This is a genomic window from Streptomyces sp. NPDC025651 (genome assembly GCF_055558735.1).
The window spans coordinates 19153-41399 of sequence record NZ_JBVHLZ010000019.1; the positions used below are offsets into that span (position 1 = coordinate 19153).

At 73.5% G+C, this 22247-nt stretch carries 15 protein-coding genes; 6 read left to right on the forward strand and 9 right to left on the reverse strand.

The window, feature by feature from the left end; translation table 11 throughout:
• Positions 1–7: 7 nt before the first annotated feature.
• Together ACZ4D5_RS40550 and ACZ4D5_RS40555 are read right to left on the reverse strand one after the other, a co-directional pair.
• Positions 8–448: a roadblock/LC7 domain-containing protein gene (locus ACZ4D5_RS40550; RefSeq protein ID WP_467777524.1), complete on the reverse strand. Its 441-nt coding sequence runs from the start codon at positions 446–448 to the stop codon at positions 8–10.
• Positions 445–3537: a sensor histidine kinase gene (locus ACZ4D5_RS40555; RefSeq protein WP_467777525.1), complete on the reverse strand. Its 3093-nt coding sequence runs from the start codon at positions 3535–3537 to the stop codon at positions 445–447. Before ACZ4D5_RS40555 ends, ACZ4D5_RS40550 begins: the two co-directional genes overlap by 4 nt.
• A gap of 522 nt (positions 3538–4059) precedes the next feature.
• Between ACZ4D5_RS40555 and ACZ4D5_RS40560 the strand changes: the two genes are divergently transcribed.
• Positions 4060–4692 carry a hypothetical protein gene (locus ACZ4D5_RS40560; protein ID WP_467777599.1) on the forward strand — a complete coding sequence of 211 codons (633 nt, stop codon included), beginning with the start codon at positions 4060–4062 and terminating at the stop codon, positions 4690–4692.
• A 204-nt stretch (positions 4693–4896) separates the two neighbouring features.
• On the opposite strand, the gene ACZ4D5_RS40565 is transcribed toward ACZ4D5_RS40560, so the two are convergent.
• The gene (locus tag ACZ4D5_RS40565; protein ID WP_467777600.1) at positions 4897–6237 is read right to left on the reverse strand and encodes an NAD(P)/FAD-dependent oxidoreductase; all 1341 of its coding nucleotides are present in this window, start codon (positions 6235–6237) and stop codon (positions 4897–4899) included.
• 20 nt (positions 6238–6257) lie between these two features.
• Positions 6258–6581, reverse strand: a complete 324-nt coding sequence (locus ACZ4D5_RS40570) for a bifunctional 3-phenylpropionate/cinnamic acid dioxygenase ferredoxin subunit (protein ID WP_467777526.1) — start codon at positions 6579–6581, stop codon at positions 6258–6260.
• 190 nt (positions 6582–6771) lie between these two features.
• Here ACZ4D5_RS40570 and ACZ4D5_RS40575 point away from each other — a divergent pair, with 190 nt between their 5' ends.
• From ACZ4D5_RS40575 to ACZ4D5_RS40595, 5 genes are all read left to right on the forward strand, one after another.
• Entirely contained in the window at positions 6772–7602 is an 831-nt protein-coding gene (locus ACZ4D5_RS40575) for an IclR family transcriptional regulator (protein ID WP_467777527.1), read from the forward strand.
• A gap of 408 nt (positions 7603–8010) precedes the next feature.
• Entirely contained in the window at positions 8011–9096 is a 1086-nt protein-coding gene (locus ACZ4D5_RS40580) for an S-(hydroxymethyl)mycothiol dehydrogenase (protein WP_467777528.1), read from the forward strand.
• Between the two features lie 74 nt (positions 9097–9170).
• Positions 9171–11615 carry a GcvT family protein gene (locus ACZ4D5_RS40585; RefSeq protein ID WP_467777601.1) on the forward strand — a complete coding sequence of 815 codons (2445 nt, stop codon included), beginning with the start codon at positions 9171–9173 and terminating at the stop codon, positions 11613–11615.
• A 17-nt stretch (positions 11616–11632) separates the two neighbouring features.
• Entirely contained in the window at positions 11633–12793 is a 1161-nt protein-coding gene (gene solA / locus ACZ4D5_RS40590; protein ID WP_467777529.1) for an N-methyl-L-tryptophan oxidase, read from the forward strand.
• A gap of 14 nt (positions 12794–12807) precedes the next feature.
• Complete coding sequence (locus ACZ4D5_RS40595; RefSeq protein WP_467777530.1) at positions 12808–13935, forward strand: aromatic ring-hydroxylating oxygenase subunit alpha; 1128 nt, start codon at positions 12808–12810, stop codon at positions 13933–13935.
• 12 nt (positions 13936–13947) lie between these two features.
• Here the strand turns inward: ACZ4D5_RS40595 and ACZ4D5_RS40600 are convergent, their stop codons facing one another.
• The 5 genes from ACZ4D5_RS40600 to ACZ4D5_RS40620 form a co-directional block, all read right to left on the reverse strand.
• Positions 13948–18579 (reverse strand): coiled-coil domain-containing protein, encoded by a 4632-nt coding sequence (locus ACZ4D5_RS40600; protein WP_467777531.1) that lies wholly within the window; start codon positions 18577–18579, stop codon positions 13948–13950.
• A 90-nt stretch (positions 18580–18669) separates the two neighbouring features.
• Positions 18670–19563: a hypothetical protein gene (locus ACZ4D5_RS40605; protein WP_467777532.1), complete on the reverse strand. Its 894-nt coding sequence runs from the start codon at positions 19561–19563 to the stop codon at positions 18670–18672.
• Positions 19560–19793, reverse strand: coding sequence for a hypothetical protein (locus ACZ4D5_RS40610; RefSeq protein ID WP_467777533.1), 234 nt, complete (start codon positions 19791–19793; stop codon positions 19560–19562). The genes ACZ4D5_RS40605 and ACZ4D5_RS40610 overlap by 4 nt, the downstream gene beginning before the upstream one ends.
• Complete coding sequence (locus ACZ4D5_RS40615) at positions 19793–21319, reverse strand: hypothetical protein (protein ID WP_467777534.1); 1527 nt, start codon at positions 21317–21319, stop codon at positions 19793–19795. Before ACZ4D5_RS40615 ends, ACZ4D5_RS40610 begins: the two co-directional genes overlap by 1 nt.
• 193 nt (positions 21320–21512) lie before the next feature.
• The gene (locus ACZ4D5_RS40620; protein ID WP_467777535.1) at positions 21513–22217 is read right to left on the reverse strand and encodes a GntR family transcriptional regulator; all 705 of its coding nucleotides are present in this window, start codon (positions 22215–22217) and stop codon (positions 21513–21515) included.
• Between the last annotated feature and the right edge of the window lie 30 nt (positions 22218–22247).

Sequence of the window (22247 nt, forward strand, 5' to 3'; positions counted from 1 at the left end):
CCTCCCACTACCCCCCGGCGGGCAGGTCCGTGCGCGGCGCCGTACCCAGATGCACACCCACCCTCTTGACCAGCAGCGTCATTTCGTACGCCACCAGGCCGACGTCGGAGTCCGCGTCCGACAGGACGGCGAGACAGCTGCCGTCGCCCGCGGCCGTGACGAAGAGGAACGCGTCGTCGAGCTCGACCACGGTCTGGCGGACCCTGCCCGCCTCGAAGTGGCGGCCCACGCCCTTGGCGAGGCTGTGGAACCCGGAGGCGACGGCGGCGAGGTGCTCGCTGTCCTCCCTGGTCAGGTTCTTGGACACGCCGGTCGGCAGGCCGTCTCCCGAGAGCACGAGCGCCTTGCGGATGCTGGCGACGCGCTGCACCAGGTCGTCGAGGAGCCAGTTCAGCTCTCCCCGTCCGCCGGTCGTGGTGGTGCGTGCGTCGGCCTTCGGTGCGGTCATCGACCGTCCCCCTCAGATGTCGTTCCTGGTGCTGTGCCGTTCGTGGCGTCGTCGCCCGCGGCGTTCTCGTCGCGGCCGCGCTGCCAGCCCCGCTGCAGCGAGGCCATGCGGCTGCGTACCTCTTCCGCGTCGCGCTCCTCCGGCCGGGTCCCGGCGCGGTCGGAGCGGCGGTCGGGGCCGTCCTTCAACTGCGGGGCGAGGCTGGCCTGCCGGACACGGCGGGGCAGTCCGCCCGGGGCGGTCGTGGTGGTGGGGCTCCGGTCCCGATCGCTGTCCGCGACGGGGGCCGGTGCGGGGCGGGGCCTGGTCTCGGCCCGGTCCTGGGTGGTGGTGCGGCGGCTGCGGCGGGGCAGCTCCGGCGGCGCGTCGTCGACGGCCGTGACGTCCCGGTGCGGTGGGGCGAGATCGGGCCATTCGGTCCGGGACCGCAGGGGCTGCGGGACCTCGTCCTCGGCCGCCGGGTCCAGGGGCCTGCTGTCCGTAAGACTGGTGTCCGTAAGGCTGCTCTCCGGAGACCTGCTGTCCGAAAGACCGCTCTCCGAAGACCTGCTCTCCGGGAGCCTGCCTCCTAGGAACCTGCTTTCGGGGAATCTGCTGTCCTGGCTGCGGCTGCCCTGCGTACGACTGTCCTGGCTCCGGCCGTCCTGTGTACGACTGTCCTGTGCACGCGCGTCTTGTGCGCGCCCGTCTTGTGCACGGCTGTCGTGCGTGCGGCTGTCCTGCGGCCTGCCGTGCGTGACCGGGCGGCCGTGCGAGCTGACCAGCTTCGGGGTCCTGCGGCGTGGCAGCGGGACGGGGCCCGCGGAGTGGTCGTCCTCGGCGGGCTCGTCGTCGACGCGGGCCGGGCCCGCGTCCCGGCGGGTCGGTTCCGCGCGGCCCGCCTCGCGGTCGTCGCGGGCCTGCTGGTGCTGCTCGCCGGGCGTGCCCGCGATCCGGCGGCGCGGGCGGAAGAGGCCGCCGCGCTCGCTGTCCTCGTCGTCGAGCGCGCCGGGGAAGGCGTCGAGGTCCGCCATGCCGACCGGCGCCTCCAGCTCGACGGGGCCGTCGAGGACGGAGGCGGGCAGGCCGGGCAGCTGGACGGGCACCTGGGAGAGGGCCGCCGTGCGGTCGGCCGCCTTGTCGGTGCTCACCGCGGGCCCCTTGGACTGCGGCCGGTCGAGCCGGAAGCCGACGCCCCCGGTGTCGGGCACGTCGTCCGTGAGCAGCGCCTCCGGGATGAAGACGACAGCGGTCGTGCCGCCGTACGGAGAGGGCTGCAGCGAGACGCGGACGCGCTGGCGCTGCGCGAGCCGGCTGACCACGAACAGACCGAGCCGGTCGGTGTCGGACAGCTCGAACTCGGGGGTCTCCGCGAGCCGCAGGTTGGCGTCCAGGAGTGCGTCGGGGGCCATGCCGAGGCCCCGGTCGTGGATCTCCAGGGTGAAGCCGTTCGCGACGTGCTCGCCGAGGACCTGCACCGCGGTGTGCGGAGGCGAGAACACCGTGGCGTTCTCCAGGAGTTCGGCCAGCAGGTGCGTGAGGTCGGCGACGGCGGGTCCGGTGACCGCGATGCGGGGCAGACGGCGGACCTCGATGCGTTCGTAGTCCTCGACCTCGGCGACGGCGGCGCGGACGACGTCCATGAGCTGGACGGGCTTGCGCCACTGCCGCGACGGGGCGGCGCCGGAGAGGATCACGAGGCCCTCGGCGTGCCGCCGCATGCGAGTGGTGAGGTGGTCGAGGCGGAAGAGGTCGGCGAGCTCGTCGGTGTCCTCGGTCCTGCGCTCCATGGTGTCCAGGAGGGTGAGCTGCTTGTGCAGCAGGACCTGGCTGCGGCGGGCGAGGTTGACGAACACCTCGGAGACGCCGCGGCGCAGGTCGGCCTGTTTCACGGTGGCCTCGACTGCGGCGCGCTGCAGGGTGTTGAGGGCCAGCCCGACCTGCCCGATCTCGTCCTTGCCGTACGTGAGGCGGGGCGCCTCGGTCTCCACGTCCACCTGCTCCCCGGCCGCCAGGCGGCGCAGCACGCCCGGCAGCCGGACGCCGGACGCCTCGTGGGCCTCCAGCCGCAGGCGGCGCAGGTCCTTGATGAGACCGCGGCCGATGCGTACGGACATGAAGAGCGAGAGCAGCAGGGCGAGCAGGCCGAGCACACCGGCGAGGATCACGCGCAGGATCACGTCGAAGGCCTCGGGCTCGACGCGTTCCCGGAAGCGGTCGCTCGCCTCGATGTCGCGCTCGGAGAGGTCCTTGAGGACCCTGCCCGCGGCGCCGTCCCAGTGCGAGGAGGTCACCGCGCGCGGGGTGCCGGGCGAGGACTCGACGATGTCCTTCTCCGCCTTGCGGAGCTGGGCGGTCTCGGCGCCGTTCCAGTAGCGCTCGTAGCCGCCGCGCTCCTCCTCGGGGAGCTGCGCGAGGTTCACCTCGTACAGGAGGGTGCGCTGCGCGCGGATCTCGGCGATCTGCCGGAGCTCGGCGCCGGTGATCCGCCGCGCGACGAGCGCCGAGCCGATCATCGCGTCCTCGCGGGACAGCAGTTCACGCGCGCGTGAGATGCCGACGAGCGCGCGGCCCTGCTGGTCGAAGCTCACGTCGTCGAGACCGGCGAAGCCGTTGAGGCTGTTGAGCAGTTCGAAGCAGGGGTCGATCAGCTTGGTGTACATCTTCACGGCGCCGACGCGGCCGATCGTGCCCTCTTCGACGCTGCGGCGCAGCGACTCGATGCCGTCCAGCGCCTCGACGAGCGCGGTCAGACGCTTGCGCGAGCCGCCGTCGATGCTTCCGCGAACGTTCGAATCCGCGGCGTTCGAGCGGACCTTGGAGATCACGTCGTCGGTCGCGGAGCGGCTGCGGCGCAGCGCGGCCATGGCGTCGGAGGCGCGCGGGTCGGCGAGGTAGACGGCGGTCTGGCGGCGCTCCTGCTGGACGACGCGGACCGTGTCCTCGATCGGGTAGCCGATCTTGTCGACGACGTTGGCGGTGTCGATCAGTCTGACCGCCTCGCGGCCGGTGATGACGGTGGCGAAACCCCAGATCGCGGTCAGGGAAACCAACGGCACGAGCAGCAGTGCCACGATCTTCCGGCGGATGGACTTCCCGCGAAAGCGCATGGCCTCCCCTAGATCGGCCCCCTGAGGCCGTTGCATGGGCCAGGGGCACACATGTGCGTCAACAAACGGCGCGAGCCTACTACCGACTCACGAGCAACTCGAAGACGCATCCGAGCACTTTTCAGCCGTGACGCGAAAGGGACGTCCCTAGTTGTCCCTCCATTACGGGAGATTGCGTCCCAGCATGTGGCGCATGCCGCCCGGCCTCATCCTCCGTTCCACGAAGGCCAGTTGGCCGGAATTCTTCGCTTCACGGAAGCGGAACGGGAATCTTTCCGATCTCCCGCTCGTCCAACAGGAAGAGAGCCGCGGGTCTGGGGCACGGCGCCGGGCAGGCGACATAAAGCGCAGTAAAACGGGCAGCCACAGGTGAGTTGGGCGTGAGGGCCGAGGGCCGGACTGAGGACGGAGGACCTGTCTGAGGACGGAGGACCGGCCCGAGGACCGAGGAACGAGGACCGACCCGAGGACCTGAGGATGCTCGATGAACGGCCGCGAGGAAGCGGGGGGAGTGACGAAATGATGGGCACGGCAGAGCGCCACAGGGCGTCCGGGAGCGCGACACCCGGGAGCGGCGCGTCCGGCCCCGCGGGGCGGACGGCCGCGGGGGCGGACGAAGCGGCATCGGCGCGCCAGGCGGCGCCGGCCGGCAAGGCGGCGCTTGACGAGGTCGCGGCGGCGTGGGGTGCGGTGCCGCGGGAGGCGGCTCCGTGCGAGGCAGTACCGAGGGAGGCAGTGCCCAGGGAGCGTGAACGCCCGGCGTCACGGCCGTCGTTGTGGGTCGAGGAGCCTGCCCGCAGACGGCGACTGCCCGATCCGGTGCGCACGGCCGCCGTGCGGGCCGTGATCATAGTGGCGGCCACGCTGGTGCAGGCGATGATCGCCGTCCTGTGCACGCTCGCCGGGTCCTGGCTCTCCTTCCCCATGGTCCTCAGCAGCGTGGCCAGCACGGTCGTGGCCACCTGGGGCGTGCTCGACGTATGGGTGACCCGTCAGGTGTGGAACCAACGGCACGGAGTCGTGTCGATGCCGAGCAGCACGGCGCGGCAGCTGCGGCGCGAGCGGCGCCGGGCCCGACGTCAGGCACGGGCCGCGGCGCGCGGCAAGGAGCGGATACGAAGGCGGGGCGGGGCAGGGCAGTTGTCGCACTCCTGAGTGGAGGGTGCGCCGGGTAGCTGTCGCGCTCCTGGATGCCGGGGTTGGCAGGGTAGGTGTCGCGCCGCCGAGTCGGTGCGCGGCGAGGATCGGCACGTGAAAGCGGCCTGCGGTTGGCTCCTCCCGTCGCCGCAGCGCATCGGCGCTCCGGCCGGGCTTCCGGGTATTTCGGCGCGTCCGTACGCCTCAGCGCGTCCGTACGCCTCAGCGCCTCCCCGCTCCCGGCCCCTCCTCAGCCCCCCCCGCCGGCTCCCCCGCGCCCTCCGGCGTCCGAGCTGCCGCCAGCTCTCTGCGTGCTCTCATGAACGGTCGGGGCCGGTCGATCGCCACCACTGCTGCCGTTCGGCCCTCCCGTTCGTAAACGGCCAGGAAACCGCCCTTGTCGAGGGCGTCCGGCGAGCCCTCGACCACGCGTACGGTGTCGCCCTCGCTCCTCCGCCCCGCGAACTGGACGCGGGAGCCGTACTGGTCCGACCAGAAGTACGGCAGCGGGCGCGCCGTCGCGACCGTGCGACCGGCCAGCAAGTTCCTTACGGCGGTACGGGGTTGCTCCGTGGCGCTCGTCCAGTGCTCGGCGCGGATGCCGCCCACCCTGGCGACGTCCCCCACCGCGACGACCTGCGGGAGGGCGGTGACACAGCCGTCGTCGCACAGGACTCCGTCGTCCACGGCGAGGGGTGAACCCGCGAGCCACGCGGTGTTGGGTACCGCCCCGATGCCCACGACGACCACATCAGCGGGCAACACCCGGCCGTCGGCAAGCTCCACCGCCGTCACAGCGCTGCTGTCGCCTGCGGTCACGGCGCCGCCATCGCCCATGGCAACCGTCTCCGCTCCGCCCCGCAGCCCCGCGACCCCGACTCCCGCCAACAGCCGCGCCCCGCCCCGCGCGTGCAGCCCCGCGCACACCGAGGCCATCTCGGCCCCCAGTTGGGCCACGAGCGGCAGCGGCGCGGCCTCCACGACCGTGACGTCATGCCCGAGCGCCACGCACGAGGACGCGGTCTCCGCCCCGATGAAGCCGCCGCCGATCACCACGACGCGCCGCGGCCCGCAGGTCAGCTCCGCCCGCAGCGCGCGGGCGTCGTCCAGGGTTCGCAGGGTGTGGACGCCCGCGAGCCGGGGCCCGGGCAGGGGGCGCGCGGACGCCCCGGTGGCGATCACCACGCCGTCGGACGCCAGGGTGCGGCCGTCGTCGAGGAGGACGGTGCGGTCCCGTGCGTCCAGGGCACGCGCGCGCGTGCCGAGAATCCACTCGGCGGCGAGCTCCGCGCTCTCCTCCGCGTCGGACAGGGCGAGTTGGCCGTCATCCGCACCTCCACCCGTGGCTCCGCCCGCACCTCCACTCGATCCTCCGCCCGCGGCTCCACCCACACCTCCGGCCGAACCTCCGGTGAGGAAGTCCTTGGACAGCGGTGGCCGGTCGTACGGCTGGTGCGGTTCCGCCCCGACGACGACCAGGCGGCCGTCGAAACCCTGGGCGCGCAGCTCCCGCGCCGCGTAGAGCCCGGCGAGCGAGGCGCCGACCACGGTGACGGTCCTCATCCGCCCCGCGCCGCCGACGCTCACGCGGCGGACCCCTCTTCGGTGACGGTCAGGCTCACATGGATCATGCCGTCCTCGACGTACACCTGGTGGGTACGTACGGACCGGCGGGCAGGCAGGCACGTGGGCCGGCCCGTACGCAGATCGAATGAGGCGGCGTGCAGCGGGCATTCGACCAGACAGCCCTCAAGCCATCCCTCGGACAGGGACGCGTCCTGGTGGCTGCATGTGTCGTCGATGGCGAAGAGCTCGCCGTCGGCGTTGAACACCGCGACGGGCGGCGTGGTGTCGAGGCGGACGGACTCGCCCGCGGGGAGGTCTTCGAGGCGGCATACGGGAATCATGGGCCCCCCTCTTGGTGTCGTTCGGCCCGGTCCTCGCCCCTTCTGGGGCCAAGACCCTTCGGTAACATGATGTTTCGCATGGCGCACGAGGGAGCGCTATGCGCAACAGAATCCGGTCGGGGCGCCCACCGCGTCAAGGGCTTCCCGCATACGCGGCTTCAACAGGCCGCCAGGTGGTGAGAGTTCAGATATGACGGGCACGCGGAAACAGGCTGATCAGGACAGGGAGACACACCAGGAACCACGGGAGCGGCAGCCGAAGGGAGCCGCCGGATCCGTCCAGTCCGTGGACCGCGCGGTGAGCGTTCTGGAGATCCTCGCGCGCCACGGGGAGGCCGGAGTCACCGAGATAGCCGACGAGTTGGGCGTCCACAAGTCGACGGCCTTCCGGCTGCTCGGCGTACTCGAGAACCGCGGCCTCGTCGGCCAGGCGAAGGACCGGGGGAAGTACTTCCTGGGTGCGGGCGTACTCCGCCTGGCGGGGGCGGCGGCAGTGCGCATGGACATCTCGCAGGAAGGCGGCCCGGTCTGCCGCGAACTCGCGGACGAGCTGGGCGAGACGGTCAACATCGCGGTCCTGGACGACGACGCGGCGGTCAACATCATGCAGGCCAGGGGCCCGGCGTCGGTCACCGCGCAGAACTGGCTCGGCCGGCGCACCCCGCTGCACGCCACGTCCAGCGGCAAGGTGTTGCTCGCGCATCTGCCGACGACGCTGCGCGAGGGTCTGATAGCCCGCACGCTGCCGCGCCTGACCGAGCACACGGTGACCGGCACGGTGGCGCTGCGCGGTGAGCTCGACACCGTGACGGAGCAGGGATTCGCCGTCGCCGTCGAGGAGTTGGAGGTGGGCCTGGCCGCCGTCGCCGCGCCCGTGCGCGCGCACGACGGCAAGGTGATCGGCGCGCTCAGCGCGTCGGGGCCCGTCTACCGCCTCACCGAGGACCGGCTGACCGAGCTCGCCAAGCGCACGGTCGCGGCCTCCGTGGAGCTCTCGCGGCGGATGGGGTACGGCTTCTGAGCCCAGGGCGAAGACAGGGGCGAGGAGCTGGGCAGAGGCAAAGACGAGGACGAAGACAGGGCGGGGCCAGGGAACTCCTGGCCCCGCCCTGGCGCGTGTCGGCCTCGCTCCCCCGTGCCCCGCGCCTCGTTCCGCCGCGCCCCGCGGCCGAGTCCCATCGCGCCCCGCACCTCGTCCCACCGCGCCCCACGGCCCTGTTCCGCCGCGCCCCCACGGCCTCGCTCCAGCACACCCCCACGGATTTACGAACGCTTAACTCCACCCTCTTGACGGCCTCTTGATGGCGTTCCCAGTATGTCTCTCATAGCGCAACCGATCGTGCAGTGCGCAACACACCGGCAATACCGTCTCCCGTCCCGCGCCGCCGCAACGTCTTCCCGTCATGCGCAACAGCAGAGGAGTCTGGCCGTGCCCCACGAGGTCCGTGCCGTCGTCGCCGTGAAAAAGGGCGCACCCGTCGAGGTGCAGACGATCGTCGTGCCAGATCCCGGCCCGGGAGAGGTACTCGTCTCCGTGCAGGCCTGCGGGGTCTGCCACACGGATCTGCACTACCGGGAGGGCGCGATCAACGACGACTTCCCGTTCCTGCTCGGCCACGAGGCGGCCGGCACCGTCGAGGCGGTCGGCACGGACGTCGCCGACCTCGTCCCCGGCGACTGTGTCGTGATCGCCTGGCGCGCGCCCTGCGGGTCCTGCCGGTCCTGCCTGCGGGGCCGCCCCTGGTACTGCTTCGACTCCCGCAACGCCGCGCAGCCCATGACGCTCCTGGACGGCACCCCGCTCAGCCCCGCCCTCGGCATCGGCGCCTTCGCCGAGAAGACCCTGGTGGCCGCGGGCCAGGCCGTGAAGGTCGACCCCGCGGCGCGCCCCGAGGCGGTGGCCCTGATCGGCTGCGGCGTGATGGCGGGGTACGGCGCCGCCGTGAACACCGGCGAGGTGGGCCGCGGCGACACCGTGGCGGTCATCGGCTGCGGCGGCGTCGGCAACGCGGCGATCGCCGGGGCGTCACTGGCCGGGGCCCGCCGCGTCATCGCCGTCGACATCGACGACGCGAAGCTGGACGGCGCGACCCGGTTCGGGGCCACGCACACCGTCAACTCCCGTGGCACGGACCCGGTTGCGGCGGTTCGCGAGCTGACCGGCGGCCACGGCGTCGACGTCGCGATCGACGCTGTCGGCATCCCCACCACGTACCAGCAGGCCTTCTACATGCGCGACCACGCGGGCGTGCTCGTCCAGGTCGGGGTGCCCGATCCGGAGATGACGATCGATCTGCCGCTGATCGACCTGTTCTCGCGCGGCGGTGCCCTCAAGTCGTCCTGGTACGGAGACTGTCTGCCCACCCGGGACTTCCCGATCCTCGTCGACCAGTACCTCACCCGCCGCCTCGACCTGGGCGGCTTCGTCTCCGAGACCATCACCCTGGACCAGGTGGAGGAGGCGTTCGCGCGGATGCACCGGGGCGAGGTGCTGCGATCGGTGGTGGTCCTGTGAGCGACACCAGGGGCCCCGGCACCCAGCCCGTCCAGTCTCAGAGCCCCGGGCCCACCGCCCAGCCCCAAGACCCCGTGCCCACCGCCCGGCCCCAAGGCCCCCGCGTCGTCGTCATCGGCGCCGGCGTCGTCGGCTGCTCCCTCGCCGACGAGCTCACCGAGCGCGGCTGGACCGACGTCACCGTCCTGGAGCAGGGGCCGCTGCCCGCGCCGGGCGGCTCCACCTCGCACGCGCCGGGCCTGGTCTTCCGGACGAGCCCGTCCAAGACCCTGACCGCCTTCGCCGCGTACACCGTGGAGAAGTTCGGCGCCCTGGAGTCGGACGGGCTGCCCTGCTTCCACCCCGTCGGCGGCCTCGAACTCGCCACCACGCCCGAACGCTGGTCCGACCTGCACCGCAAGGCGGGGCTCGCCGCGTCCTGGGGCGTGCGCGCCGAACTCGTGGGCCCGGCGCGCTGCAAGGAGCTGTGGCCGCTCCTGGACGAGACCAAGGTGTACGGCGGCCTGTACACGCCCGACGACGGTCTGGCCCGCGCCGTACCGGCCTGCCGCGCGCAGATGGAGCGGGCACGCGCGCGTGGAGCACGATTTCTCGACCGGCACATCGTGACGGGCATCGAGCGGGACGGCGGCCGCGTCACCGGCGTCGTCACCGACCGCGGCGCCTTCCCCGCCGACCACGTCGTCTCCGCGGCCGGATTCTGGGGCCCGGTGATCGGGCGGCTGGCGGGCGTCGACGTCCCTCTGCTCCCGCTCGCCCACCAGTACGCGAAGACGGCGCCCCTGCCCGAGCTCGCCGGCGTCAACGATCCGCGTACGGAGGCCTCGCGCCCGATCCTCCGCTTCCAGGACCGCGACCTGTACTTCCGCGAGCACACGGACCGCATCGGCATCGGCTCGTACGCCCATCGTCCGCTGCCCGTCGATCCCTTCACGGTCCCGGCGTACGACGACTCCGAGGACATGCCGTCCTCGTACCCCTTCACCGAGGAGGATTTCGCGCCCAGTTGGGAGGACTGCAGGTGGCTGCTCCCCGCCCTGAAGGGGACCGAGGTCACCGAGGGGTTCAACGGCGTCTTCTCCTTCACGCCCGACGGCATGCCGGTGCTCGGCGAGTCCCGTGCCCTGCGCGGCTTCTGGCTCGCGGAGGCCGTGTGGGTCACGCACTCCGCGGGCGTCGCCAGGGCCGTCGCCGAGTGGATGGTCGACGGGCGTCCCTCGCTCGACCTGCACGACTGCGAGCTGACCCGCTTCGAGGACGCCCAGCGCTCCCCCGCGTACGTCGCCGAACGCGGCGCGCAGCAGTTCGTCGAGGTCTACGACGTGATCCACCCGCTCCAGCCGATGGACCGGCCGCGCCCCCTACGGGTCAGCCCCTTCCACGCCCGCCAGCAGGAGCTGGGCGCGGTCTTCCTGGAGGGCGGCGGCTGGGAGCGCCCGCACTGGTACGAGGCCAACTCCCCCCTGGCCGAGGGCATCGAGGCGCCCGAGCGCGACGCCTGGGCCGCGCGCCACTGGTCACCGATCGCGGCGGCCGAGGCGCGCGCCACCCGCGAGAAGGTCGCCCTCTACGACATGACGCCGCTGCGCCGCCTGGCGGTCACAGGACCCGGCGCCCTCGCCTTCCTGCAGCGCATGACCACCAACAACCTCGCCAAGAAGCCCGGTTCGGTGACGTACACCCTCCTCCTCGACGAGGCGGGCGGCATCCGCTCCGACCTGACCGTCGCCCGCCTCGCGCCCGACCGCTTCCAGGTGGGCGCCAACTCCCCCACCGACCTGGACTGGCTGCTCCGGCACGCCCCCAGGGACGTCCACATCAGGGACATCACCTCGGGGACCTGCTGCGTCGGCGTCTGGGGGCCGCTGGCCCGCGCGCTCGTCCAGCCGCTCACCCGCGACGACTTCTCGCACGAGGCGTTCGGCTACTTCAAGGCCAAGGAGACATACATCGGGCACGTCCCGGTGACCGCGATGCGGCTGAGTTACGTCGGTGAACTGGGCTGGGAGCTGTACACCACCGCCGATCTGGGGCTCCGCCTCTGGGACACGCTGTGGGAAGCGGGGCGCGAGCACGGCGTGATCGCGGCCGGGCGGTCCGCCTTCAACAGTCTGCGCCTGGAGAAGGGCTACCGCGCCTGGGGCCAGGACATGACCACCGAACACCACCCCTACGAGGCGGGCGTCGGCTTCGCGGTCCGCATGAACAAGGGCGACTTCGTGGGCCGTTCGGCGCTGGAGGAGCTCGGAAGGCCCCGGCGCAGGCTGACCCCTCTCCTGCTCGACGACCCCGCCGCCGTCGTCCTCGGCAAGGAGCCCGTGTACGTCGACGGCGCCCCTGCCGGGTACGTCACCAGCGCCTCCTACGGGTACACCCTGGGCCGCTGCGTCGCGTACGCCTGGCTGCCGCCGCTGGAGACGGGCACGGGCGTGCACGTCGAGTACTTCGGCGAGAAGGTTCCCGCGACGGTCGCCGAAGAGCCCCTGTTCGACCCGGAGATGACCCGCATCCGCCGCTAGCCGCGAGGAGCCTCCCCATGTCCCCCACCTACGACGTGATCGTGATCGGCCTCGGCGGCATGGGCAGCGCCGCCGCCCACCACCTGTCCGCGCGCGGCGCCCGCGTCCTCGGCCTGGAGAAGTTCGGCCCGGTCCACAACCGCGGCTCCAGCCACGGCGGTTCGCGCATCACCCGCCAGTCCTACTTCGAGGACCCCGCGTACGTACCGCTGCTCCTGCGCGCCTACGAGCTCTACGACCGCCTCGAACGCGACACCGGCCGCGACATCGCCACCCTGTGCGGCGGCGTGATGGTGGGCCGCCCCGACAGCCGCACGGTCTCCGGCTCGCGCCTCTCGGCCGAGCGCTGGGACCTGCCCCACGAGATGCTCGACGCCAAGGAGATCCGCCGCCGCTTCCCGACCCTGACCCCGCGCGCCGACGAGGTGGCACTGTACGAGGCGCGGGCGGGGCTCGTCCGCCCCGAGAACACCGTGGCCGCGCACCTTCAGCTGGCGACGCGACAGGGCGCCGACCTGCACTTCGAGGAACCGATGACGCGCTGGGAGCCGTACCGGGACGGCGTCCGCGTGCACACCGCCGAAGACGTCCACACCGCGGGCCAGTTGGTGATCTGCCCGGGTGCGTGGGCGCCTGAGCTCCTCACCGACCTCGGGGTGCCGTTCACCGTCGAGCGGCAGATCATGCACTGGTTCCAGCCCACCGGCGGCGTGGAGCCCTTCCGGCCGGAGAACCACCCGATCTACATCTGGGAGGACGCGGAGGGGGTCCAGGTGTACGGCTTCCCCGCCATCGACGGGCCGGGCCTCGGCGCGAAGGTCGCCTTCTTCCGCAAGGGCACCCCCTGCACGCCCGAGACGATCGAACGCACGGTCCACGACCACGAGGTCGCCGCGATGGCCGAGCAGGTGGCCCGGCTGATCCCCGACCTGCCCGGCCGCTTCCTCAAGGCCGCCACCTGCATGTACTCCAACAGCCCCGACGAGCACTTCGTCATCGCGCGCCACCCGGCACACCCCGGTTCGGTGACCGTCGCGGCCGGGTTCTCCGGGCACGGGTTCAAGTTCGTGCCCGTGGTCGGCGAGATCGTCGCCGACCTGGCCCTGGACGGCACCACCGGACATCCGATCGAGCTCTTCGACCCCAGCCGGCTCACGGCAGCGCCCGCGCCCGCGTGAGGAGTACGACAACCGTGACGACGACCCCCGCCCTGCCGCCGAGCCTCATCGCGACCCTCCCCGGCTCCTCCTACACCGACCCGGAGATCTTCCGGCAGGAACAGGAGCGCGTCTTCGAAGCGCTCTGGATCTGCGCGGTGCGCTCCGCCGACCTCGACGCACCCGGCACCTTCCGCACCGTCCAGGTCGGCCGGGAGAGCGTCCTGGTCACCCGCGCGCGCACCGGGGAGCTGCGCGCCTTCCTCAACGTCTGCCGCCACCGCGGCGCCCGCCTGTGCACCGAGGAGTCGGGCCGGGTGCGGCGCGCCCTCCAGTGCCCGTACCACGCATGGACGTACGACCTCGAAGGGCGCCTGGTCGCCGCGCCGAACCTGACGAAGATGCCGGACGTGGACCGCGCCGCGTACGGCCTGGTGAAGGTGGCCCTGCGGGAGTGGCTGGGCTATGCCTGGGTGTGCCTGGCCGACGAGCCGCCCTCCTTCGAGGAGACCGTGATCGGCGCCGCGGTCGAGCGCCTCGGGGACGCGGCGTCGATCGAGCGCTACGGAACCGAGCGGCTCGCGCTCGGCAGGCGCATCACCTACGACGTACGCGCCAACTGGAAGCTGATCGTCGAGAACTTCATGGAGTGCTACCACTGCGCGACGATCCACCCCGAACTCACCGACGTCCTGCCGGAGTTCGCGGACGGGTTCGCCGCCCAGTACTACGTCGGGCACGGCGCCGCGTTCGGCGAGGAGGTCGGCGGCTTCACGGTCGACGGCAGCGCTGGCTTCGGCCGCCTTCCCGAGGTCTCCGAGGACCAGGACCGCCGCTACTACGCGATCACCGTGAAGCCGACCGTGTTCGTCAACCTCGTCCCCGACCACGTGATCCTGCACCGGATGTTCCCGCTGGCCGAGGACCGCACGGTCGTCGAGTGCGACTGGCTGTACGCACCCGACGTCGTCGCCTCCGGAGCCGATCTGACGAAGTCCGTGGAGCTCTTCCACCGGGTCAACGCCCAGGACTTCGCGGCCTGCGAGCGCACCCAGCCCGCGATGGCGTCACGCGCCTACCGCGAGGGCGGGGTACTGGTACCGACCGAGCACCACATCGGGCTGTTCCACGAGTGGCTCACGAAACAGCTCGCTACGGAGTGACCGTGCGGGACGCTATGCGGGGGTCGTCGGGCGCTTGTACATCCGCGTCGCCGTGATCTCCCCGTGCACCGTCTCGCCGTCCGGGTCCTGCTGCGGCAGGCCCGGACGCAGGTGCTCCTCGACGCTGATGTACTTCAGGCCCGCCCGCAGGTCCGCGTCGTTGCGCAACCGGATGACCAGCGGGAACTCCGCGAGCGCGGTCGTGTCGAACAGGCCGGTCGTGTAGAGCAGCTGCACGCCGAGCGCGTCCGAGACGGCCCGCTGGAGCTCCAGGAGGTACGTCGCGTTGGCGCGGCCGATGGGGTTGTCCAGGAAGAGCGTGCCCGCGTGCCGGTGCTTGTCACGGCCGCGGTCGTTGCTGCGCAGGGCGGCCATCGTGCAGTACAGGGCGATGGCGGCGGTGAGCAGCTGGCCGCCGGAGAACACGTCGCCCATCTGCCCGACCGGCACGCGCTCGGCGCGCAGCACGGCGTCCGGCTTGAGGATCTCCACGGCGACGCCGCGCGGCTCCAGGGCGGCCTGGACTCCGCGCAGCAGCAGGGACATTCCGTCGCGCCGCATGTCGGAGTTCTTCTTGACGGCGGCGCGCGTGGCCTCGTCGATGACCTCGCCGAGCCGCTCGACGAGCGTGGCCTGGTCGGGCTCCTCGAAGCGGACGCGCAGGAACTCCTGCCCCGACCACTCGCCGAGGCCCTCGGGCAGGCGGGAGAGGCGCTGGGCGGACCTCAGGGTCGCGAGGGCGGACTCGACGAGGCCGCGCAGCCGGTCGACGATGCTGTCGCGGTTGCGCTCCAGCTGCTCCAACTCGTCGGTGAGGACGCGCAGTCGGGGCGCGAAGGCGTCGGCCCACTTCTTGGCGTGCTCGGGCAGCGCGGAGGCGGGCAGCTCGCGGATCTGCTGACGGGCGGGGGTGCGCACCTGCTCGTACCGGGTCGAGTTCGCGTGGCGTACGAGGATGTCGCTGGCCTCGCGGACGGCGGACTCGGCGGCCGACAGATCGGCGGCGCAGCCGCGCAGGGAGCGGCGGGCCTCTGCGGCGGACTGGCGGGCCTCTTCGAGGGAGCCGGGGTAGGCCTCGGGGGCCTCCTCGCCCTCTTCCTCCTGGTGCTCGCGCAGGAGGTCGCGCAGCAGGGCCGCGGTCTCGTCGAAGCCGCCTGCCGCGTCCTCGGTGACGCGGTGGGTGTGCAGCAGGGCGGCGTGGGCCTCCTTGGCGCGGCTCAACGCCTCGGTGTGCGCGGCCAGTTCGCCGGTGGCCGTGCGCAGCAGGGCCTGGGCCTGCTCGGCGTCGGCGGGGACGAGGCCTTCGGGGAGCTCGGTGTGGGCCTCGCCGTCCTCGGGGGCGTGCCGCTCGGCCTCTCCGCGCAGGCGGCCGAGCTGCTCGCTGGCGGTGGAGGCCCGCGCCTCGATGAGCTGCACCTGGGCCTCCGCGCGCGCGGCGGCGGCCTGCCGGGACGGGCCGTCGGAGCCGTCCGGGCCTTCGAGGAGGAGGGCGGCGCGGGTGCGGACCTTGTTGCTGAGCCGGTCGAGCTCGGCGAGGGCCGCGCTCTCGTCGCTCTCGGCGCGGGCCTGTTCGGCGCGGAGGTCGGCGCCGACGCCGACCTTCTCGTAGAGCTGGGAGGCGGCGCGGTAGGCCTCGCGCAGGGCGGGCAGCGACGCCTTGGGGGCCTCGCTCTCCTCCGGTACGTCCTCGGGGGCGCCCGCGATCTCGGCGCGCTCGGCGCGCAGCGCGCGGGCGGTGCGGCGGGCGTCGTCGGCGGCGCGCTGGGCGGCGCGGCGGTCCTCGTCGGCGGCGCGGGCACGGTCCAGGCAGGTCTGGGCGCGGGCCTCGGACTCGACCGCGTCGTCGGCCAGTTCGCGCAGCTTGGCCTGCCATCCTGCCCGCTCACGGAGCCGGAACGCGAGGCCCGCGAGGGCGTCGGCGGCGCGGCGGGCGCGCTGGGCCGCCTCCTGGCGTTCGTCACGCACGCGTGCAGCCTCGCCCGCGGCCTCGTCGGCTTCGGCGCGCGCGGTGCGAGCCTCGGCCAGCTCGGCCTCGGCCTCTTCGGCGAAGGCGCGCGCTTCCCGGGCCGCGGCGGCGAGCTCGGCGAGGCGGCCGCTCGGGCAGCCGCCGCGCCAGGAGGTCAGGCGGGCGGCGAGCTCGCGGTCCTTGGCGAGGCGGACGGCGAGCGCCCGGATCTCGTCGTCCCGCTGCGCGGCGCGCTGCCGCAGCGCCTGCCGCTCCTCGTCGGCGGCGTGCTCGTCGTGCATGGCCGGGTTCGGCGGTACGAGGAAGACGCCGCTGTCCGCCGCCTGTTCGCCCGGGGTGGGGGCGAGGAGAGCGGCGGCGGTGCCGACGGCGACGGCGGAGCGGGGCAGCAGGGCGGCGTCCGCGAGGGCGTCGCGGGCGCGGGCGTGCGTGTCGGGGTCGGTGATGACCACGCCGTCGACGAGCTCGGGCCGGGCGGCGAGCACGCGCGCGTGGTCGGCGGGGTCGACGGCCTGGGCGAGATAGCGCCAGCCGGGCAGCGCGGGGATGCCGTGCTCGCCGAGGAACTCCACGGTGGCGAGCACGTCGGGTCCGGGCGGGAGGAGGCCTCCGTCACCGAGGGCGCCGAGGATGCGGGAGTCGTCGGCGGCGGCGGTGCGCAGTTCGAACAGCTGCCGCTCGGCGGAGGCGACGCCCTCTTCGAGGAGGGTGCGCAGGTCGTCGGCGGAGCGGTCCAACTCCTCTACGGAGAGGGCGCCTTCGCCCGAACCCGTCTCTTCGGAGCCTTCGGACCCTTCGGCTCCCTGGCGGGGCTGCGGCACCCCGCCACCGCCTCCCGGCAGGCTCAGCAGCTCGGCGATCCGCGGGTCCTGGGCGATGGACCCGGCGGCGCGGCGCTCCGCGTCGTGGGCGGCCTCGGCGGCGGTCGCGGCGTCCGAGGCGCGGGCCGCGGTCAGCTCGGCGCGGGCCTCGGCCGCGGCCGCCTCCTTGGCGTGGTCGGCGGCCCGGCGTGCGGCCTCGCGCGCGGTGTCCCAGGCGGCGACGGTGGTCTTCTCGGCGTCGCTGGCGGCGAGCGCGGCGCGGGCCGGGTCGGCGTCGGGCGCGGTGTCGTCGATCCAGCCCGCGCGCACCGCCTCCGCGGTCTCCTGCTCCACCTCGGCGAGGCGCTGCTTGAGGTGCCCCGCCTCGCTGCGGGCGCGCTGGGCCTCGGTGGCGGCGGCGGTGGCGTCGCGGTGGGCGGTCTCGCCGGTCTCCTGGAGGGCGGCGGAGCGCTCCTCCTCTTCGTTGGCGAGGTTCTCGGCGCCTTCGGCGGCGGTGTGCAGGGCGCGCACGAGGTCGGACGCGGCCTTCGCGCGGGCGGCCAGGGCGGGCGCCGCGTCGCGCTCGGCCTCGCGGATCGCCGCGGCCACGCGCGCGGAGCGGTCGGCGGCGGCGCGGTGGCGGAGCACGGCCTCGGCGGCCTGCCAGGCGGAGTGCAGCGTGCGTGCCTCGACGAGTTCGCGGCGCTGGGCGGCGGCGGCCTTCTCGGCGACGGTGAGCGCCAAGGAGGCGTGGCGGTAGGCCAGTTCGGCGGAGATGAGGGCGCTCTTGCCGCGGGCCCGCTCGGCCTCGGTGACGGTGTGGGCGGCGGCGGTGACCTGCTCGGCGAGGTCGGCGGCGCGGCCCCGCTCCTCGACGCCGCGCGCGGAGAGCCTGCGGGCCAGCGTCCTGGTGCGGCGCTCGGCGGCCGCGTGCACGTCACGCGCGCGTGCCCGGGTGTCGGCGGCGTCGACGATGCGCCCGAGCAGGTCGACGGAGCCGGCGGTGAAGTCCCGCTCGGCCATCAGCTCGGCGCGGCGGCCGAGCTTGTTGCCGAAGCCGTGGACGAGGTCGGCGAGGCCGTCCGTGTCGCGGGTGTCCGTGACGGCGCGCAGCAGCAGGTCGGTGAAGTCGGAGTCCTTCTTGACGGCGAAGAGGCCCGCGGCCTCGCCCTCGTCGGCGTTCATCTCCCGCTGGTAGCGGAAGAGTTCGGGGTCCAGGCCCAGGTCGCCGAGGTGTTCGTTCCAGCGGTCGTGGATCTCTTCCCAGTGGACTTCGAGGTGGGGGTACGCCTTGACCGCCTCGGTCATGGCGTCGCGGAAGCCCTTCATGGTGCGCCGCCGCCCCTGGGCGCCCGACGCGCCCTCCGCGGACGGCCGCACGGCGGTGGACTCGGCGACGGGCAGCGAGTCCAGGCTCATGCCGGGTCCCGGCCGGAAGGAGTACCAGGCCTCGGCGAACTTGCGCGGGTCGTTGGAGACCTGCCGGCCGCGCCATTCGCTGACCTTGCCGACGACCACGCACTCGCCGGTGAGGGTGTGCTGCCACTCCAGGGCGACGTGCCCGCAGTCGTCGGCGAGCAGGAACTTGCGCAGCACGCCGGAGCTGGCGCCGCCGAGGGTGTTGCGGTGACCCGGCAGCATCACCGAGAAGATCAGCTTGAGCAGGACGGACTTGCCGCCGCCGTTCTCCAGGAAGAGCACGCCGGCGGGCGCGGGGCGGCGCGGCGGGCCGACCGGTTCGTCCTCGAAGAACTCCGCCTGGGTGGGCGCGGGGTCGGGCACCTCGGCGCCCACGCCGCGCAGGTCGAGCACGGTGTCGGCGTAGCGCGCACCGGCCGGCCCGATGGAGTAGAGGCGGACCCGGGACAGCTCGTACATGGCGGCGGACTCTCGTCGTAAGTCGTGCGGAACGGCAGGAAGTTGGGGGGCGGGGCGGGCCGGGGAGGCCCGCCGGGGACGCGGGCGGCGTCAGGAGTGGAACGGCAGCCCCGCGTCGGCGGCCAGCTCCAGGTCGTCGGTGTCTTCGGGCGGCAGCAGGGTCGCCGAGCCGTCGGTGACCGGCACGACGCCGAGCTCCAGGAGTTCGGCCATGGCCGCGCTGCCCGCCATGTCGCGGACTTGGAGCTGATAGCGGGCGGTGGTGCGGTACGTGCCTCCGGAGTCGTCCCCCGTGCGCTGCAGGAACCCGGAGTCGGTGAGGAACGCGACGGCCTTGCCGATGATGCCGGTGGTCGATCCGGCGAGGCGGCGGGCGTCCTTGGTGGCGCCGGTCGAGCTGCGCCTGGCCCAGATCCGCCAGGCGGCTTCGAGGCCGGGGGCGTCGGTGGCCGGGTCGGTGTTCTCGCCCTGCTCCGCGGCGCGCTCCTCCAGGCGGTGGCAGGCCTGGCGCACGAACGCGTCGACTCCGTTGACCGTGACGCGGCCGATGTAGCCGTCGTCGGCGAGGTCCTCGGGGCGCGGGAAGGCCATGGCGGCGACGGCGAGGTGGGCGAGGCCGTGCAGGAAGCGGTCGGTGGAGTCGGTCGCGGCACGGCGGGCGTAGTCGCCCATGCGGACGGCGAAGACGGAGTCCTCGGCGGCGGTCACGGCCATGCCCGCGCGCGGGGACACCTCCAGGACGACGAGGCCGAGCCCCGCGGCGACGGCGTCGGCGAGGCGCGCGAAGGGCGGGTCCTCGCGGTGGCGGCGGAGCAGTTCCGCGTACTCCTGGTCGCGGGCGGGCTGGAGCTTGGGCTGCAGGCCGAAGGCGACGAGCCGCGCGGCGTCGGCCGCGTCGGCCGGGGTGACGGGCGCGGTGGCGGCGGGCGTCGCGGTGGAGTCCGGCTCGCCCCACGCGGCGTGCTCTGCGGGGTGGTCGGTCACGGCGTGTGCTCCTTGCGGCGGTGGATCGGTCGTACGTCCCCGGGGGTGCGGGGCGTCGTGAGGCGGGGTGTCGTGAAGCGGGGTGTCGCGGCGGACGGGGCCACGGACGACGGGGCCGCGGAGGACGACGGGGCCGTGGGCCGGAAGGCGACGGGCCGCCGCCCGGTCCGGGCCGGTGCGGCGGGCGAAGCCGGGGGCTGCGGCCCCGTGATCGTCGGGCGGGTGGGCATCAGGCGGCCTCCGTCCGGTCGGCCGCCATCCCGACGGCGTCCAGGAGAGCGGTGCCGACGATGAGGTCGGCGCCGCCGAACTCCTCGTCGTCGAGCTCGGTGCCGTCGTCCACGGCGAAGAGCAGCTTCTCCTCGCCCTGGCGGTAGGCGGTGCCGACCGGCGGGCTTGCCGCGTGCACGGCCAACAGAGCAACCAGGTAGGGCAGTTCGGGGTCGCGGTCACGGGCTTCGGCGAGCAGGCCGGAGAGGCGGCGCGGGGCGTCCGACGGCAGGTCGAGCAGTTCCATGGCGCTCGCGAGCTGCTCCTCGCTGAAGCGGCTGTCGTCCGGGGTGGCGATGAGGTCGGGCTCGGGCATCTCGACGCCGAGGTGCTCGCGCTCTATGGGCGGCGTGAGCAGTATGTCGACGAGGTCGCCCACGCGGACGGAGACCGGTGTGCGCAGGCCGGTCCCGCGCGCGAAGAAGGCGTCCGTCACGCGGCTCGCCTGCTCGGCGGGGAGCGGCAGGAGGGGGGCGACGAGCTGCCCGTACAGATCGAGGCCCGCGCGCGCGGTGGGGGTGGCGAAGGCCTGCCGGTCCTGCTCGGCGCGGAACAGGGGGCCCGCCTCCAGGAGGCGGGACTGCAGTTGGGTGTGGCGGCGGATGCAGTCCTTGACGATGTCCACCAGCTCGGCCGCGCGGCGCTTCTGCTCCGGGTCCTCGGACTCGTCGCGGGCCTTGCGGATGTTGGTCAGGATGGCGTTCTCGTGGCGGTAGCGGTCGGCAACGTGGTCGAGCGCCTCCGCGATCATGTCGGGAACAGCCTGCAGCCAGTCCACCGCGCGGACGTTGCGCCGGGTGGCGTCGAGGGCCTTGCGGAGCGTTTCCGAGTACTGCACGGTGCGGTAGCGCGCCTGCTCGGCGGCGAGCTGGGCGTCGGCGAGCCTGCCGCGGCTGATCAGGACCTCCAGCTTCACCTCGGCGGCGATCTGGGCGCTGGTGACGTCCGTGTCGAGGGCGCCCACCAGGACGTTGACCGCCTCGTCGGTGGTGCGCAGGTAGACGCTGCCGCCGTAGCCGGGGACCTCTTCGAGGAGCTTGAAGTCGTAGTCCCTGCGGACATATGTGCCGTCCGGCGCGAACGTGCCGTACACCGCGCGGAAGCCGCGGTCGACGCTGCCGACGTTGATCAGGTTCTCCAGGACCCAGCGGGCCACGCGCTCGTGCTCGGCGGCCGGGCGCCGCGGGGCCTGGGCGGCGACGCGCGGGAGCAGCCTGGCGACGATCTGCTCGTGGTCGGCGCCGGTGTCGAAGTCCATGTTGAGCGTGACGAGGTCGATGGCGGAGAGGGCCACCTCCGCCATCGCGTACACCGAGTACTCGCCCGCGAGGTTGGCCTTGCGCACGTCGAGGTCGTGCAGCGGAGCCGTGCAGGCGAGGGCGCGCAGGCGGCGCGCCAGGCCCTCGTCGGCGGCCGGGCCCAGAGCGGGCCGCGGCCCCGCGCTGAGCTGGGGCGGAGCGGTGTCCGTAACGGCAGGCGAAGTCACGGTGCACAGACTAGATCCTCGGTCTGACAACGGTCGAAACGGCGCAGACCCGGCAGGGCCCGCCCCTGCCCTTTCACCGGCCGGGCTGAGCTCGGTTCCCTGCCCTTTCACCGGCGGGGCTGGGCTCGGTTCCCTGCCCTTTCACCGGCCGGGCTGAGCTCGGCTCCCGGCCCGTTCCCCGGCCCGGCAGGCTTCAGCCGCCGGCCCGCTCCCCCTCGGCGACGCGCCCCGCGTAGGCGTCGACGACCCTGCGCAGCGAGTCGTCGAGGTACTCGGCGAGCAGCGCCTCGGCCTCGTCGCGCCGCCCCTCCTGGAGCGCCTGGAGGATCTGCCGGTTGCGGACCAGGTAGGGCTCGTGGAGCCGCCGGGGATCGTCCACCACGTGGAAGGCGAGGCGCAGTTCGGCGAAGACGCTGCGCATCAGTTCGTCGGTGCGCTCGCTCCCGGCGAGGGCGACGAGCTCCCGGTGGAAGTGGATGTTGGCGGTGGAGACGCCTTTCCAGTCGGCTTCGCGCGCGGCGCGCCGCCCCTCCGCCACGGCGTCGGCGAGCCCGTCCACCGTGTACGGCGGCGTGCCGAGTCCGCGGACGACCGCGCATTCGACGAGGGAGCGGGTGCGGTAGATGTCCACCACGTCCGCTTCGGTCAGCACGCGCACGAACACCCCGCGGTTGAGCTGGTGCTCCAGGAGCCGCTCGTGCGTGAGCAGCCGGAAGGCCTCGCGCAGGGTGTTGCGCGAGACGCCGAGGGCGCCGCCGATGCTGTCCTCCGAGAGCCGCGTCCCGGGCGGGAAGTAGCCCTCGGCGATGCGGCTCCTGAGGATGTCCGAGACCCGCTCGGCCGTGCTGGTGCGCCCGAGGAGCGCGCGGTCGTCGGCCAGTCCGTTCACGTCAGCCATCCCCTCCGCCATGCCCGGATTCAATCGCAG

Excerpts from the sequence above, each read along its gene's own strand:
- ACZ4D5_RS40550 (WP_467777524.1), bottom strand. The coding sequence starts at position 448 with ATGACCGCACCGAAGGCCGACGCACGCACCACCACGACCGGCGGACGG.
- ACZ4D5_RS40555 (WP_467777525.1), bottom strand. The coding sequence starts at position 3,537 with ATGCGCTTTCGCGGGAAGTCCATCCGCCGGAAGATCGTGGCACTGCTG.
- ACZ4D5_RS40560 (WP_467777599.1), top strand. The coding sequence starts at position 4,060 with ATGGGCACGGCAGAGCGCCACAGGGCGTCCGGGAGCGCGACACCCGGG.
- ACZ4D5_RS40565 (WP_467777600.1), bottom strand. The coding sequence starts at position 6,237 with ATGAGGACCGTCACCGTGGTCGGCGCCTCGCTCGCCGGGCTCTACGCG.
- ACZ4D5_RS40570 (WP_467777526.1), bottom strand. The coding sequence starts at position 6,581 with ATGATTCCCGTATGCCGCCTCGAAGACCTCCCCGCGGGCGAGTCCGTC.
- ACZ4D5_RS40575 (WP_467777527.1), top strand. The coding sequence starts at position 6,772 with ATGACGGGCACGCGGAAACAGGCTGATCAGGACAGGGAGACACACCAG.
- solA (WP_467777529.1), top strand. The coding sequence starts at position 11,633 with ATGTCCCCCACCTACGACGTGATCGTGATCGGCCTCGGCGGCATGGGC.
- ACZ4D5_RS40600 (WP_467777531.1), bottom strand. The coding sequence starts at position 18,579 with ATGTACGAGCTGTCCCGGGTCCGCCTCTACTCCATCGGGCCGGCCGGT.
- ACZ4D5_RS40610 (WP_467777533.1), bottom strand. The coding sequence starts at position 19,793 with ATGCCCACCCGCCCGACGATCACGGGGCCGCAGCCCCCGGCTTCGCCC.
- ACZ4D5_RS40620 (WP_467777535.1), bottom strand. The coding sequence starts at position 22,217 with ATGGCTGACGTGAACGGACTGGCCGACGACCGCGCGCTCCTCGGGCGC.